This window comes from Pantoea sp. EEL5 (assembly GCF_049892805.1).
GTDB classification, from domain to species: domain Bacteria; phylum Pseudomonadota; class Gammaproteobacteria; order Enterobacterales; family Enterobacteriaceae; genus Pantoea; species Pantoea ananatis.
The window spans coordinates 245,502-259,322 of sequence record NZ_JBNDNJ010000003.1 but is presented as its reverse complement, the minus strand read 5'-3'; the positions used below and the strand labels follow the sequence as shown (position 1 = coordinate 259,322).

Sequence of the window (13,821 nt, the reverse complement as noted above, 5' to 3'; positions counted from 1 at the left end):
ATACGATGAAGTTACATGGCAAGCGGCATTAGATGAGGAGGGCGAAGTGGCGAAACCGGTAAAAACGACGGTCACGCGCAACGACGTGGCAAAAGCCGCAGGGACCTCGGTTGCCGTGGTCAGTTACGTCATTAATAACGGACCACGCCCGGTCGCGGATGCCACCCGTCAGCGGGTGCTTGCCGCCATCGAGCAAACCGGCTATCGCCCGAATGCCGCCGCCCGCGCCCTGGCGTCAGGCCACACCAAAACCTTTGGGCTGGTGGTGCCGAATATCAGCAACCCCTTTGTCGCGTCGATGGCGCACATGCTGCTGCAGGAGTCGCTCAATCACGGGCATGTAATGCTGCTTGGTGATGCAGGCGACGATCGCAAACGGGAGCTGGAGCTGATTCAGGGGCTACTGAATCGTCAGGTCGACGGCCTGTTTTATAACAGCGTGGATCGCCATCCTTTCATTGATATCATCACAGCCAGCGGGACACCGCTGGTTATGCTTGATCGGGTTGAAGCGCAGCCCGGGGTCAGCATGTTACGGGTGGATGAGCGACAAGCCGCCTTTCAGGTGTGCGCACATTTGCTGAGCCATGGTTATCAGCAGGTCGGCATGATTAGCGGACCGCTGGATATGCTCAATGCCCAGGATCGTATTCAGGGCTGGCGTGACGCGATGCAGGCGCACAATGTACAGATTGATGAATCACTGATTTTCCCCACCACCTATACCCGTGAGGGCGGTTATCAGGCAACGCTGCGCATGATAGCCAGCCAGAAGCTGCCCCGCGCGCTGTTTGCCAGTAACGAAGGCCAGGCCATTGGCTGTATCCGCGCCTTGAGTCAGCACGGCATTCGCGTGCCGAAAGATGTCGCGCTGGTCTGCTTTAATGGCACAGAACAGTCTGCCTATCACGTTCCGGCATTAACGACCGTGCGTCAGCCGGTAAAAGAGATGGCACGCTGCGCTATCCATATGTTGAAACAGTGGAATGGCGAGGCACGCATTGAATCGTTTCCACACCATCTTGAAATTGGTGAATCTTGTGGCTGTCGGCCATCACAGGCCAGAGTAAATAAACCAAATAATGAAAAGACTGATTATTGATTGTGATCCGGGGAATGGTATTGCAGGGGCGAACACGGATGACGGCCTTGCACTTTCTCTGGCATTAGCCTCACCAGGGCTGTCGTTAGAATTAATTACCACCGTAGCAGGGAATACGCCGAGTGATGTCGGTGCGCGGGTCGCCAAAGATTTGGTGACACGGCTGGGCTGTGCCGTGCCTGTCGTGCAGGGGGCCCGTCAGGCATTGTGTGAAGATCCCGGCCCCTGGCGCGCTGTGCTGGACAAGCGGGTTGAACAGCTCAATCTGCTGTCACTCTGGCAGGGCGTTCCTCAGCCTGCCATGTTAGAGGCCGATGCAACGGATGCCGCGCAGGCGATGGGGCAACTCATCTGCGATAACCCCGGCGAAATCACGCTGATTGCGATTGGCCCACTCACCAATGTGGCGCTGGCCATGCAGCGTTTTCCGGACATGGCGGAATCGGTGGCAGAGATAGTGATTATGGGCGGCGTTTTTGCGCTGGATGATTACATCAAAGACACCAATTTCGGCATCGATCCGGAAGCTGCTCATCAGGTATTACACAGCGGCGCCGCCATTACGCTGCTCCCCATGGATGTCACCACGCAAACGCTGCTGACTCAGGACGATCTGACGCGCATGACCTGTCGCGAACATCCGCTGACGCGCTTTGTGCATGACACCTTGCAGCCCTGGATCGACTACTCAATGCAAACCCGTCGCCTGGCCGGATGCTGGATCCATGATGCGCTGGTCGTCGCCTGGCTGCTTAATCAGCGCGTGGCATGGGGAACGGACTACCGTGTTGATATTGAGCTTCGTCCGGGCGCGACGCGCGGTAAAACCTGGCGCTATCGGCAACCACTGCGTCTGGACGTGGGTATTCCGCCTGACGCCGGCGCGCTGGTGCATGTGTTGCACAGTGTGGATAACGCGCTCCTGCTGTCAATCATTGAGCAGGCCTTTAACCACCTTCCCGAGTAAAACCCAGGCGATTCGTCGCCTGGATTCTCTGCCGTCAGACACGCTTTCTTACAGCCTGATCCACTGCCTGACAATTGCGCGGTACGCTCTCCTCTAGAACATGATGTATACATTTGATTAACAATTACATCACTCTCCGACAGCGGCCAGGAACGTTATGGGCGATGCGCCAGAGTGTCTCACAGAGGAGACGTGTATGCTTGACTGGACATCGACCCAGCGCAACGTTGCTTTCGCCTGTTTTGCCAGTTGGACGTTGGACGCATTCGATTTTTTTATTCTGGTGTTTGTACTGAGTAACCTTGCTCAGTACTTCCACAATTCTGTCACCGATGTGTCCGTCGCCATTATGCTAACGCTGGCGGTGCGCCCGATTGGCGCGCTACTGTTTGGGCGGATGGCGGAGAAATATGGCCGTAAGCCGATCTTAATGCTGAACATTGTCTTTTTCTCCGTGTTCGAACTGCTGTCTGCCTGGTCACCGACCTTCGCTGCATTTCTGGCTTTCCGCATTTTCTATGGTATAGCCATGGGCGGCATTTGGGGCGTAGCCTCTTCGCTGGCAATGGAAACCATTCCCGATCGCTCCCGCGGTCTGATGTCGGGACTTTTCCAGGCCGGCTATCCGTGCGGTTACCTGCTTGCATCCATCGTCTTTGGTTTATTTTTTGATGCGGTGGGCTGGCGCGGCATGTTCCTCATCGGGGCTGTTCCGATTCTGCTGTTACCCTTTATCTATTTCAACGTCCCTGAATCGCCCGTGTGGCTGGCGGCACGTGAGCGCAAAGAGAGCAGCGCACTGATGCCGATACTGCGCCAGCACTGGAAAATCTGCATCTACATGGTGCTGTTAATGGCCTGCTTTAACTTCTTTAGTCATGGTACGCAGGATCTTTACCCGACTTTCCTGAAAGTGCAGCACCAGTTTGATGCCCACACCGTGAGTATTATTGCCATCAGCTATAACATTGCCGCTATGCTGGGTGGCATCTTCTTCGGCACGCTGTCTGAACGTATTGGCCGCAAGAAAGCCATTATTATCGCCGCATTGCTGACGCTGCCGGTGCTGCCGCTGTGGGCCTTTTCCAGCGGTTCATGGGCTATTGGTCTTGGTGCCTTTTTGATGCAGTTTATGGTGCAGGGCGCATGGGGCGTGATACCGACTTACCTGAACGAACTGGTGCCGGGGAATGCAAGAGCGGTATTGCCCGGCTTTGTTTATCAGTTAGGTAATCTCATTGCGTCCGTCAACGCGACGCTGCAGTCACGTATTGCTGAAGCGCACGGTGGCAACTACGGGCTCGGTATGGCCATCGTAGCGGGAACCGTGGCCGTATTGATTTGTGTTTTTGTCGCCTTTGGCCGCGAAACGCGCGGAATTAAAATTTCCGGCGCGATGGCAAAGCAGACACATTAACGCGTTTCACAGACGTCTACCCATTTTGCCGCAGTAAGTTCAGCCATCTGCTGCGGCGAAATGCGTACGGCACTGTGAACCGCGCCCGCGGCGGGCAACACTTCATCAAAGCTTTTTAACGAGATATCACAATATACCGTGACCGGATTTTCCAGGCCAAAAGGGCAAACCCCGCCAACCGGATGCCCGGTCCAGTTGATCACTTCGTCCACGCTTAACATCCGCGCTTTGGCACCCAGGACGGCTTTGAGTTTGCGGTTGTCTAGCCGCGCATCGCCACGGGTCACCACCAGGATCACCTCATTCTTGACCTTGAGGGAAAGGGTTTTGGCGATTTGTCCCGGCGCCACACCGTGAACGCGAGCCGCCATTTCTACCGTTGCCGTACTGTAAGGCATCTCAATGATGTCGATTTCCGGCGCACGCTCGGCAAAAAACTGGCGTACAGACTCCAGGCTCATTTTTCTCTCCATGCTAATTGAAGGCGTAAAAATTGCCACAAGCCCGCAGCGGTGTAAACGAGAGAGAGAAAGAATAGGTAACAGAATGCATAGCGGCGAGAGGGCTGGGGAAGGGCGGAGGCAAAACGAGAGGGCGCTAAGGGGCTGGCACGGTTTTATCTCTTCCTGTTTTCACTAAGTGCCGCCGGATAACATGGCTATCCGGCACGCACTTATATGACGTCACTCGTCGCGGGGCTGGGAACACCGGGCAGATCTTCCCAGGCCAGAATCGTATTTCGCCCCCGATTTTTTGCGACGTATAATGCGCGATCAGCATTGGCAACGGCCTGATCAAATTCATTGTCGTAAATCGGCGCAATACCTGCACTAATGGTGACATGCGTCGAAACGCGCTCATTAAACAAATGGGGAATTTCCAGATTCACCACATATTGGCGAATTCTTTCCGCCAGCTTCATAGCGATTGATGCATTGACGTTGGTCATTAATACTAAAAACTCTTCTCCGCCGTAACGTGTTACCACATCGCGTGAGCGTACCGCATCGCGAATGGCAACCGAAACGCGTGCCAGCGCCTGATCACCCATCGCATGACCATAATTATCGTTGTAAGCCTTAAAGTGATCGATATCTAACAGCAACACATAATGACTGCCGACATGATTATCCAGAATGTTATCAAGGCGATTTTTCAGTCCGCGTCGGTTATATAAGCCTGTTAAGGGATCGAGCATACTGAGGTCGCTGAATGACTCTTTTTCTTCATACAATTGATACATTAAGCGCAGCGTAAAGTCTTCCGAACGGCGTCGCATCAGATGTTGCAATGAAAAGCCAATCAAGGGTAAGGCAATCGTCAATAAAATCAACGGCAGATGTTGCCCGTGATCCAGCATGAGCACTGTTAACATGGAAGGGGTAATGTGCAGGCAAAACGCGACCAAATAATCGCTCAGTGCAATGGCGCTGATAAAAAAAACGCACAGCAGACTGACAATCAAAAAACCACCATCGTCAATTAAAACAGAATGATAGCGATACTGAATATGCCATGCCCATAGCGCGCCCAGGATGAGCGCGACGGGATTTAACAGCGGTAATTTTAGTTTAGTTTTTATTAAACACGTGCTCAGCATGGTCAGGCTAAAGAACGCCACCATCATCACCGGCACGGTGATTTGTGTTTCATTATTTTCGGCCAAAGGGAGCAGACAAAATAGCGAAACGGATGCGTTTAAAAACAAAAAGAGCATCAACGAGAGGCGGTATTTGCTGTGTTTCAATTCATCATAAGATTCTATTTTCATTATTCATACTCGTGACGGCCCTGAAATAACAAAGCAAAAACCGGCGCAGGATTTCAGCCGGTCGACAGGCATTATATTGCTGTTATAAAAAGTGTAATCGGTTGCAATTTAACATTTTCTTGTTTAGCTGTCATCTTCCCGCCCGCCTGTAAAAAAACAAGCTGAAAGTTGAGAATTATTATCATATGCTAATGGGAATGGTTATCATATCGGATTAACTAAAACGGCTCGCAGGTGGTCAGGGGGAAAGCAATGCGCGGTATCAAACTGGATAGTGCATGGGGAAGTATGCTGGCATGTGCGGCAATACCGGTAATAACAGCATGGCAGCCTACCTTTGAACAGTGGCGCGTCGTGATGTTAATCGCGTTATTGCTCACCCTGCTTATGTTGTTTAATCAGCGCATGCGGCACTATGTATTGCTGCCTTCCTGTCTCGCGCTGGCAGGCGGCATTGCGGCAACAGGCTTCAAATTCAGCGGGCTGTAGTCTGTCCGGGGAGTGAAACGGGTAACGCAAGGGAAAGGAAAATGCAGGAATAATAGAGTGGGAATGACAACATTGGTGCGAAGAGAGGGACTTGAACCCTCACGTCCGTTAAGACACTAACACCTGAAGCTAGCGCGTCTACCAATTCCGCCACCTTCGCATCGAGTTGTCTTTTCATATCACCGCAATGGTGCGAAGAGAGGGACTTGAACCCTCACGTCCGTTAAGACACTAACACCTGAAGCTAGCGCGTCTACCAATTCCGCCACCTTCGCGCAGTGCTCGCGATATGAAATATGTGATTTTGGTGCGAAGAGAGGGACTTGAACCCTCACGTCCGTTAGGACACTAACACCTGAAGCTAGCGCGTCTACCAATTCCGCCACCTTCGCATACCCGCAATACGTTACCGTATTACAACCACGGAGGCGCATTTTAGAGATTTTACTCAATGCGTCAACACATATTTCGCCAGACGGAAACGATCGCTGCAAAAAGCAACGTTTTCAGCCTGGCGACGCGCTAAAACGGCGAAAAAGGCAGAGAAAATGTATTAACGGGCTTTGGCACCGCGACCGTAAACCGCACGATAAACTTTAAAGCGGCCGGTTTGCGCCAGCACTTCGTGATTGCCAAAGGCTTCGTCCAGCACCTGGGGATAAGGAAGGAAGGCGTTCGCGACAATGCGCAGCTCTCCACCGCTGTTCAGGTGCTTAACGGCACCCCGGATCAGCGTTTGGGCGGCATCCAGGCTGGTCTGCGTGCCTTCATGGAACGGCGGGTTAGAGATAATCATATCAAAGCGCCCGGTCACGTCGGAAAAGACGTTACTGGCAAAGACTTCGCCTTCCAGGCCGTTAGCGGCAAGCGTGGCTTTACTGGCCTCGATGGCGGCGGCATGCACGTCACACAGCCACAGGCGCACTTTAGGTGAATGCGCCGGTAACGACGCGGCGATCACGCCTGCGCCGCAGCCGATATCCAACACTTTCCCTTTGGTGTGCGGCGTGAACGTGGATAGCAGTAATGCGCTGCCCGCATCCAGACCGTCGCGACTGAATACGCCGGGTAACGTATGAACGGTCAGATCATCCAGCTGGTAGCTGTTACCAAAGGCCGAGGCATCAAAGGCAGGCTGCTTCTCCAGACGACCATGATAAAGACCACAGCGGCGTGCACTGTCGATTTTTTCCAGGGGCACCCACTGCTCCAGCATCCCTTCCGCACTGCGCACGCCGCTGCGGTTTTCACCTACCACAAAGACATCGCAGCCAACCGGCAGCAGAGACAGCAGATTTTGTAACTGGAATTGCACTTCCGGTTTGTTCTTGGTCCAGAAGTAAACCAGCGTATCGCAGCCCTGAACATCCTCTGCCTGAGCGACCAGTCCATAACGCGCCTGTTCCCCCATACGACGGCTCAGGTTTTGCCAGTGATGATATTGCTGAGTGTGCACGCGTGAAGAGGCGGTCTCAAGCTGTGCGGGCAGGTCATCCTGCAGATCGCCAGCAAATAAAACGTGGCGGGCGGTAAATTCATCACTGTGGCGCAGAATGACTTCGCTGGCCGGGGTAAAAGCAGACATGTAGGGCTCCTGTAAGATCTGAGCGGAGATTATAGTGGTTTGTTGGCGCATGTTCGATGGGTTTGCTAGCATAGCGTCGCATTCAGCGAGCAAAGCAGGTATATCATGACGTCCAGGCGCGACTGGCTTTTACAGCAAATGGGGATTACGCAGTATCAACTGCGCCGCCCGCGCGTGCTCCAGGGCGAGATCGCCGTACGGCTTTTGCCGGATACGCAGCTGATTATTGTGGCGGAGAATCCGCCAGGTTTGCAGGAACCCATCCTGCGTGATGTCCTGCACACGCTCAGTCTTAAACCGACGCAGGTGATGACTGTGACGCCTGACCAGCTGCAAATGCTGCCGGAAACGCTCAACTGCGCGGGCTGGCTATTGGGCGTTGAGAGCGAACAAACCTTTAATGGCGTTGCCTTAACCAGCGCTTCTTTTAATGAACTGCTTAGCAGCGGTGCCGCCCGGCGCGCGCTCTGGCAACAGATGTGTGAACATGACAGCCATTTCTTTCCTCACGCCTGACGCGATTCCCGAGGCCTTTGCTATTGAATGTCGCAGCCATGCATTCCCCTGGCGCGAAGAGACCTTTAACAGCAATCAGGGCGAACGTTTTCTGAATCTGCGGTTGGATGTCGATAACCAGATGGCCGCCTTCGCGATCACCCAGGTGGTTCTGGATGAAGCGTCGCTGTTTAATATTGCTGTCGACCCGGCTTATCAGCGGCGCGGCCTTGGCCGGGCGCTGCTGCAGCATTTAATCGATCAACTGATTGCGCGCGATGTCATGACATTGTGGCTGGAGGTGCGTGCGTCAAATGCACCCGCCATCGCGCTGTACGAACAGCTGGATTTCAACCAGGTCAGCCGCCGTCCCCACTATTATCCCACCGCCAGCGGCCGTGAAGATGCACTGATCATGGCGCTCACGCTGTAGCCGTTTCTGAGGAGTTTTGATGTTAGATAACTGGGATTGCATCCTGTTTGATGCGGATGACACGCTGTTTCACTTTGACTCGTTTGCCGGCCTGCAGCGTCTGTTTGCCGGATACGATGTGCAGTTCACCGACCAGGATTTTGCGGATTACCAGGCGGTCAACAAGCCACTCTGGGTGGAGTATCAAAATGGCCAGCTGTCTGCACTGGAGCTCCAGACCCGCCGTTTTGTCGGCTGGGGGCAGAAACTCAGCGTGGCACCGGCGATCCTTAACGATGGCTTTTTGTCAGCCATGGCGGAAATTTGTCTGCCGCTCGAGGGTGCAGTCAGCCTGATGACGCTGCTGCACGGCCGCGTCAAAATGGGCATCATCACCAACGGCTTTACCGCGCTGCAGCAGCGTCGTCTGGAGCGTACCGGCTTTCTCGAGTACTTCTCTGCACTGGTGGTGTCAGAAGAAGTGGGCGTGCCTAAACCTGACGCCAGGATTTTTGACTATGCGCTCGAACAGATGGGACATCCGCAACGCGATCGCGTGTTGATGGTTGGCGATACGCCAGAATCAGACATCCTCGGCGGCATGAATGCGGGCGTTAAAACCTGCTGGATCGACCACGGCTCGCGCCCGCTGCCCGAATCGATCAAACCGGACTGGCGGGTGAATACGTTATCCGAGCTGGAAGCGCTGCTAAAAGGCTGATCCTGGCGCGTCACGCGGATCTGGAAAGGAAAAGGCCCTTAAGACGGGCCTTTTTTCATCGAGTGGGTTGGTGAGGCATGAGAGCAATGTCTGGCAGGCGGTAAAGTAAACCGCGCCGGGCCGTCGCGTCAGACCGAGGGGTCTGCGGTATCGTCCTTTTTCTCGTCCTCATCATCATCCTCTTTCACAGGCGTACTGGCCGTGAGCAGGAACGGAGACTGCTGCCAGCGCGTGCGGCGGTCACGCAGTAACGTACGGCTGAGGATGATGCCAATCGCCAGCGCCAGCAGCATCATCAGGCGCAGAATATTCGTGGTGTTATCCACCTGACGCGATTCGGTGACCAGCACGTGCGTATCCAGCGTCACCCGCAGAAACCCTGCGGGGCCGTTGCCGCCGGTGAGCGGTTGAACGATTTGGTGATTGAAGTAGCTTCCCGCGCGTTTGCCATCCAGCGCCAGCCGATCGCGCACGTTAATATTTTCGCCGCTGTGCGCCACCAGGCTGCCATCGCCTGCATAGACGGACGCATCCAGAATACGGCTGTTTTCGGTCATCTGATTAATAATGGCTTCAATCTGACTGCGGTTGTCTTCGCTGTTATCCATCAGGGGCTTAAGACTGAACGCCACCTGGCGGGTCAGCGTTTGAGCCAGCTCTTCTGCCTGTTCAGAACGCGCCATCTGATGGCCAAGGCTAAACCAGGATGCGCCTTGCATAAGCACCACTAACAGCGCCAGCGAAATCAAAACGATCACCGTGCGATGTAAGCGAAATTTCAGTGCGGTTTTAGCCATTAATTATCCGAATCACGTTACGACAGAAAGCCTGGATATTATGTTGCCAGAAGCAGCGCAGACAAGGTAGCCTCTTGCGTGGTTTTGTTGTTCCTACAGGAGCCCTGATGTCAAATCATCTTACCTGGTGCGATCTGCCTGCTGATGTCTCTCTCTGGCCGGGGTTGCCCCTTTCACTCAGCGGTGACGAAGTCATGCCGCTGGACTATCGTGCGGGTCGAACCGGCTGGTTACTCTATGGTCGCGGCCTGGATAAACAGCGTTTGACCGATTATCAGCACCAGCTTGGTGCCGCGATGGTGATCGTCAGTGCCTGGAACGTAGACGACTACCAGGTGATTCGTCTGGCAGGTTCCCTGACGCCGTTTGCCAGCAAACTGGCGCACGATCTGGCGCTGGATGTGGCACCGCTCGGGAAAATCCCGCATCTGAAAACGCCGGGCCTGCTGGTCATGGACATGGACTCCACCGCGATCCAAATCGAATGTATCGACGAGATAGCCAGACTGGCGGGCTGCGGCGAGCAGGTGGCAGAGGTCACCGAGCGGGCGATGCGCGGCGAGCTGGATTTTACCGCCAGCCTGCGCCAGCGCGTGGGCAAGCTGAAAGATGCCGACGCCAATATTCTTAAACAGGTGCGCGATGAGCTACCGTTAATGCCAGGCTTAACCACGCTGACCAAAAAATTGCAGGCGCTGGGCTGGCAGGTGGCTATCGCCTCTGGCGGCTTTACCTATTTTGCGGAGTTCCTGCGCGACAAGCTGCATCTGTCGGCCATCGCGGCTAACGAACTGGAAATCCGCGACGGTAAACTCACGGGTGAAGTGCTGGGCCAGATTGTGGATGCCCAGTACAAAGCCGAGACGTTAAAAAAACTGGCGAAGCGGTTCGGGATTGCGCCAGAACAAACCGTCGCCGTGGGTGACGGGGCGAATGATTTGCCTATGATCAAAGCCTCGGCGCTGGGCATTGCTTACCACGCCAAACCGAAGGTCAATGAGCAAACGGCCGTCACCATTCGCCATGCCGATTTAATGGGCGTGTTTTGCATCCTGACCGGAAGCCTGATTCACGAAGAGCGTTAACTGAGGAGTTGTTTTGGCCAAAGCGGCAAAACGCGCATTTGTTTGTAACGAGTGTGGCGCAGATTATCCGCGCTGGCAGGGGCAATGCAGCGCCTGTCACGCCTGGAACACCATTACCGAGGTACGGATTGCCGCCTCACCCGCTGCAGCGCGCAATGAGCGCCTCAGCGGTTATGCGGGCAGTGCCGGGACCAGTCGGGTGCAAAAGCTGTCCGAAATCAGCCTGGAAGCCTTGCCCCGTTTCTCGACCAGCTTTAAAGAGTTTGACCGTGTGCTGGGCGGTGGCGTGGTGCCCGGCAGTGCCATTTTGATTGGTGGTAATCCCGGGGCCGGTAAATCCACTTTGTTGCTGCAGGTCATGTGCCGCTTAGCGCAGAACATGAAAACGCTGTATGTCACCGGCGAAGAATCTTTACAGCAGGTGGCAATGCGCGCCCATCGGCTGGGTTTGCCGACTGAAAATCTGAACATGCTGTCGGAAACCAGCATCGAACAGATCTGCCTGATCGCCGAGCAGGAAGCGCCGCAAATCATGGTCATCGACTCCATCCAGGTGATGCACATGGCCGATATCCAGTCTTCACCCGGCAGCGTCGCCCAGGTGCGCGAAACCGCCGCTTATCTGACGCGCTTTGCCAAAACCCGCGGCGTGGCGATTATCATGGTGGGCCATGTCACCAAAGACGGATCGCTGGCCGGGCCGAAGGTCCTTGAGCACTGTATCGACTGTTCGGTGCTGCTGGATGGCGATGCCGATTCGCGCTTCCGCACCTTGCGCAGCCATAAAAACCGTTTTGGTGCCGTGAATGAACTGGGGGTTTTTGCCATGACGGAGCAGGGCATGCGTGAGGTGAGCAATCCTTCCGCCATTTTCCTGTCGCGCGGTGAAGAGATTACGTCGGGCAGTTCGGTCATGGTGCTGTGGGAAGGAACCCGGCCATTGCTGGTCGAGATTCAGGCGCTGGTGGACCATTCGATGATGGGGAATCCCCGTCGTGTTGCCGTCGGGCTTGAACAAAACCGCCTGGCGATTCTGCTGGCGGTACTGCATCGTCACGGTGGATTGCAAATGGCGGATCAGGATGTGTTCGTCAACGTCGTGGGCGGCGTGAAAGTCACAGAAACCAGCGCCGACCTGGCGCTGATGCTGTCAATGGTTTCCAGCCTGCGCGATCGCCCTTTGCCGCAGGATCTGGTTATCTTTGGCGAAGTCGGGCTGGCCGGCGAAATTCGCCCGGTGCCCAGCGGCCAGGAACGGATTTCAGAAGCGGCTAAACATGGCTTCAAACGGGCGATTGTGCCTGCCGGTAACGCGCCGAAAAAGCCGATTGAGGGCATGCGCGTCTACAGCGCGAAAAAGTTGGCGGATGCGCTGGCGATTCTCGATGATCTTTAAGCTTTCCCCAATGCCCTTTTGCCGTAGCGCAAAAGGGCCGGTGAGGGACAACTGTCCTCACGTCGTTGATCATTTTTTGCAGGAGGCACCACATGTCGGCGTTTGATTATTTAAAAACGGCCATTCGCCAGCAGGGCCACACGCTACAACAGGTGGCCGATGCCAGTGGCATGACCAAAGGGTACTTAAGCCAACTGCTTAACGCGAAAATTAAAAGCCCCAGTGCACAAAAGCTGGAAGCCCTGCACCGTTTTCTCGGTCTGGAGTTTCCACGTCGCGACAAAAAAATTGGGGTGATATTTGGTAAGTTTTATCCGCTACATACCGGCCATATCTATCTGATCCAGCGTGCCTGTAGTCAGGTCGATGAGCTGCATATCATTATGGGCTACGACGAGCCGCGCGATCTGAGCCTGTTTGAAAACAGCGCCATGTCGCAGCAGCCTACCGTTAGCGATCGTCTGCGTTGGTTACTGCAAACCTTCAAGTACCAGAAAAATATTCGCATTCATGCCTTCGATGAAGAGGGCATTGAACCCTATCCACACGGCTGGGATGTGTGGAGTGCAGGGGTGAAAACCTTCCTGGACGAGCAGGGAATTGCCGCAGACTGCATCTATACCAGTGAAGCACCCGATGCCGAAATGTATCAACAGCACCTGGGCATTGAGACGATACTGATCGATCCAAAACGATCGTTTATGAATATCAGCGGCGCGCAGATTCGTCAGGATCCCTTCCGCTTCTGGGAGTATATTCCCACCGAAGTGAAGCCTTTCTTTGTACGCACCGTGGCCATTCTGGGCGGTGAGTCGAGCGGAAAGTCGATGCTGGTGAACAAGCTGGCGAACATCTTTAATACGTCCAGTGCGTGGGAATATGGCCGTGACTATGTTTTTTCCCATCTGGGCGGCGATGAGATGGCACTGCAGTATTCTGACTACGATAAGATCGCGCTGGGCCATGCACAGTACATCGATTTTGCGGTGAAATATGCCAATAAAGTGGCGTTTATCGATACCGACTTTGTCACCACCCAGGCCTTTTGCAAAAAGTATGAGGGACGCGAGCATCCTTTTGTTCAGGCAATGATTGATGAGTATCGCTTTGACCTGGTCATTTTGCTGGAGAATAACGTGCCCTGGGTGGCGGACGGATTGCGCAGCCTGGGCAGCTCTGTGGATCGCCGTGAGTTCCAGAGCATGCTGATCTCGATGCTGGGTGAAAACCACATCGATTTCGTTCATGTGCAGGAAGAAGACTACGATACGCGTTTCCTGCGCTGTATTGAACTTGTGAAAGGAATGCTGGGCGAACAGAGCCCGCTCTAAGGCTTTTACCTTCATACCAGGGCGGGGAAGGAACAAGACGTCGCCCCTTTAATGGCTATTTTTTATTCATATTATTTGCGCCCTCTCTAACCTGAACATGAGAAATAATGGCTCGTGAAAAACCACGTGCAGCCAAATAACGCGCGTAACATTAGAAAACAAAAAAAGAGATTTTGAATTCTCAGGTAACATTATTACGTATTTAAAAACTGATATTATTTCATTTCTTCTGTGTGTTGCTGTTAAATGTAAG

At 54.1% G+C, this 13,821-nt stretch carries 14 protein-coding genes and 3 tRNA genes; 10 read left to right on the top strand and 7 right to left on the bottom strand.

What is annotated here, in order from left to right:
* Window positions 1-46 precede the first annotated feature (46 nt).
* The 3 genes from ACPXSQ_RS15425 (at window position 47) to ACPXSQ_RS15415 (ending at window position 3,486) form a co-directional block, all read left to right on the top strand.
* Window positions 47-1,102: a LacI family DNA-binding transcriptional regulator gene (locus ACPXSQ_RS15425; RefSeq protein WP_014595275.1), complete on the top strand. Its 1,056-nt coding sequence runs from the start codon at window positions 47-49 to the stop codon at window positions 1,100-1,102.
* The gene (locus ACPXSQ_RS15420) at window positions 1,083-2,069 is read left to right on the top strand and encodes a nucleoside hydrolase (protein WP_015701009.1); all 987 of its coding nucleotides are present in this window, start codon (window positions 1,083-1,085) and stop codon (window positions 2,067-2,069) included. The genes ACPXSQ_RS15425 and ACPXSQ_RS15420 overlap by 20 nt, the downstream gene beginning before the upstream one ends.
* A gap of 196 nt (window positions 2,070-2,265) precedes the next feature.
* Window positions 2,266-3,486 (top strand): MFS transporter, encoded by a 1,221-nt coding sequence (locus ACPXSQ_RS15415; RefSeq protein ID WP_014606652.1) that lies wholly within the window; start codon window positions 2,266-2,268, stop codon window positions 3,484-3,486.
* Here ACPXSQ_RS15415 and ACPXSQ_RS15410 read toward each other — a convergent pair.
* Together ACPXSQ_RS15410 and ACPXSQ_RS15405 are read right to left on the bottom strand one after the other, a co-directional pair.
* On the bottom strand, window positions 3,483-3,947 hold the full coding sequence (locus tag ACPXSQ_RS15410; RefSeq protein ID WP_014606651.1) for a YbaK/EbsC family protein: 465 nt from the start codon (window positions 3,945-3,947) through the stop codon (window positions 3,483-3,485). The two genes, ACPXSQ_RS15415 and ACPXSQ_RS15410, sit on opposite strands and share 4 nt — an antisense overlap.
* 212 nt (window positions 3,948-4,159) lie before the next feature.
* Window positions 4,160-5,257, bottom strand: coding sequence for a GGDEF domain-containing protein (locus ACPXSQ_RS15405; RefSeq protein WP_024472369.1), 1,098 nt, complete (start codon window positions 5,255-5,257; stop codon window positions 4,160-4,162).
* Between the two features lie 252 nt (window positions 5,258-5,509).
* Between ACPXSQ_RS15405 and ACPXSQ_RS15400 the strand changes: the two genes are divergently transcribed.
* The gene (locus ACPXSQ_RS15400; protein WP_024472370.1) at window positions 5,510-5,746 is read left to right on the top strand and encodes a DUF1435 family protein; all 237 of its coding nucleotides are present in this window, start codon (window positions 5,510-5,512) and stop codon (window positions 5,744-5,746) included.
* Between the two features lie 73 nt (window positions 5,747-5,819).
* Here ACPXSQ_RS15400 and ACPXSQ_RS15395 read toward each other — a convergent pair.
* The 4 genes from ACPXSQ_RS15395 to rsmC form a co-directional block, all read right to left on the bottom strand.
* Window positions 5,820-5,906, bottom strand: a tRNA-Leu gene (locus tag ACPXSQ_RS15395).
* Between the two features lie 28 nt (window positions 5,907-5,934).
* Window positions 5,935-6,021 (bottom strand) — tRNA-Leu (locus ACPXSQ_RS15390).
* A 30-nt stretch (window positions 6,022-6,051) separates the two neighbouring features.
* Window positions 6,052-6,138: transfer RNA gene (locus tag ACPXSQ_RS15385), tRNA-Leu, on the bottom strand.
* Window positions 6,139-6,299: 161 nt separating this feature from the next.
* Entirely contained in the window at window positions 6,300-7,331 is a 1,032-nt protein-coding gene (gene rsmC, locus ACPXSQ_RS15380) for a 16S rRNA (guanine(1207)-N(2))-methyltransferase RsmC (protein WP_105091738.1), read from the bottom strand.
* A gap of 105 nt (window positions 7,332-7,436) precedes the next feature.
* Between rsmC and ACPXSQ_RS15375 the strand changes: the two genes are divergently transcribed.
* From ACPXSQ_RS15375 to yjjG, 3 genes are read left to right on the top strand one after another with little or no spacing between them, the layout of a single operon-like run.
* The gene (locus ACPXSQ_RS15375) at window positions 7,437-7,847 is read left to right on the top strand and encodes a DNA polymerase III subunit psi (protein WP_013024509.1); all 411 of its coding nucleotides are present in this window, start codon (window positions 7,437-7,439) and stop codon (window positions 7,845-7,847) included.
* Entirely contained in the window at window positions 7,819-8,259 is a 441-nt protein-coding gene (gene rimI, locus ACPXSQ_RS15370; protein WP_014606647.1) for a ribosomal protein S18-alanine N-acetyltransferase, read from the top strand. Before ACPXSQ_RS15375 ends, rimI begins: the two co-directional genes overlap by 29 nt.
* Before the next feature lie 19 nt (window positions 8,260-8,278).
* On the top strand, window positions 8,279-8,959 hold the full coding sequence (yjjG, locus tag ACPXSQ_RS15365) for a pyrimidine 5'-nucleotidase (protein ID WP_014606646.1): 681 nt from the start codon (window positions 8,279-8,281) through the stop codon (window positions 8,957-8,959).
* A gap of 128 nt (window positions 8,960-9,087) precedes the next feature.
* Here the strand turns inward: yjjG and ACPXSQ_RS15360 are convergent, their stop codons facing one another.
* Window positions 9,088-9,756 carry a YtjB family periplasmic protein gene (locus tag ACPXSQ_RS15360; protein WP_029570983.1) on the bottom strand — a complete coding sequence of 223 codons (669 nt, stop codon included), beginning with the start codon at window positions 9,754-9,756 and terminating at the stop codon, window positions 9,088-9,090.
* A 107-nt stretch (window positions 9,757-9,863) separates the two neighbouring features.
* Between ACPXSQ_RS15360 and serB the strand changes: the two genes are divergently transcribed.
* The 3 genes from serB (at window position 9,864) to nadR (ending at window position 13,568) form a co-directional block, all read left to right on the top strand.
* Window positions 9,864-10,841 carry a phosphoserine phosphatase gene (gene serB, locus ACPXSQ_RS15355; protein ID WP_014595282.1) on the top strand — a complete coding sequence of 326 codons (978 nt, stop codon included), beginning with the start codon at window positions 9,864-9,866 and terminating at the stop codon, window positions 10,839-10,841.
* 13 nt (window positions 10,842-10,854) lie between these two features.
* Complete coding sequence (gene radA, locus ACPXSQ_RS15350) at window positions 10,855-12,237, top strand: DNA repair protein RadA (protein ID WP_013024514.1); 1,383 nt, start codon at window positions 10,855-10,857, stop codon at window positions 12,235-12,237.
* A 92-nt stretch (window positions 12,238-12,329) separates the two neighbouring features.
* Entirely contained in the window at window positions 12,330-13,568 is a 1,239-nt protein-coding gene (gene nadR / locus ACPXSQ_RS15345) for a multifunctional transcriptional regulator/nicotinamide-nucleotide adenylyltransferase/ribosylnicotinamide kinase NadR (RefSeq protein ID WP_014606644.1), read from the top strand.
* Window positions 13,569-13,821: the final 253 nt, after the last annotated feature.

What these genes read in the sequence shown, in the direction of transcription:
- serB (WP_014595282.1), top strand. Translation starts at nt 9,864, where the DNA reads ATGTCAAATCATCTTACCTGGTGCGATCTGCCTGCTGATGTCTCTCTC.
- yjjG (WP_014606646.1), top strand. Translation starts at nt 8,279, where the DNA reads ATGTTAGATAACTGGGATTGCATCCTGTTTGATGCGGATGACACGCTG.
- ACPXSQ_RS15420 (WP_015701009.1), top strand. Translation starts at nt 1,083, where the DNA reads ATGAAAAGACTGATTATTGATTGTGATCCGGGGAATGGTATTGCAGGG.
- rsmC (WP_105091738.1), bottom strand. Translation starts at nt 7,331, where the DNA reads ATGTCTGCTTTTACCCCGGCCAGCGAAGTCATTCTGCGCCACAGTGAT.
- ACPXSQ_RS15415 (WP_014606652.1), top strand. Translation starts at nt 2,266, where the DNA reads ATGCTTGACTGGACATCGACCCAGCGCAACGTTGCTTTCGCCTGTTTT.
- nadR (WP_014606644.1), top strand. Translation starts at nt 12,330, where the DNA reads ATGTCGGCGTTTGATTATTTAAAAACGGCCATTCGCCAGCAGGGCCAC.
- rimI (WP_014606647.1), top strand. Translation starts at nt 7,819, where the DNA reads ATGACAGCCATTTCTTTCCTCACGCCTGACGCGATTCCCGAGGCCTTT.
- ACPXSQ_RS15400 (WP_024472370.1), top strand. Translation starts at nt 5,510, where the DNA reads ATGCGCGGTATCAAACTGGATAGTGCATGGGGAAGTATGCTGGCATGT.
- ACPXSQ_RS15410 (WP_014606651.1), bottom strand. Translation starts at nt 3,947, where the DNA reads ATGAGCCTGGAGTCTGTACGCCAGTTTTTTGCCGAGCGTGCGCCGGAA.
- ACPXSQ_RS15405 (WP_024472369.1), bottom strand. Translation starts at nt 5,257, where the DNA reads ATGAAAATAGAATCTTATGATGAATTGAAACACAGCAAATACCGCCTC.
- ACPXSQ_RS15360 (WP_029570983.1), bottom strand. Translation starts at nt 9,756, where the DNA reads ATGGCTAAAACCGCACTGAAATTTCGCTTACATCGCACGGTGATCGTT.
- ACPXSQ_RS15375 (WP_013024509.1), top strand. Translation starts at nt 7,437, where the DNA reads ATGACGTCCAGGCGCGACTGGCTTTTACAGCAAATGGGGATTACGCAG.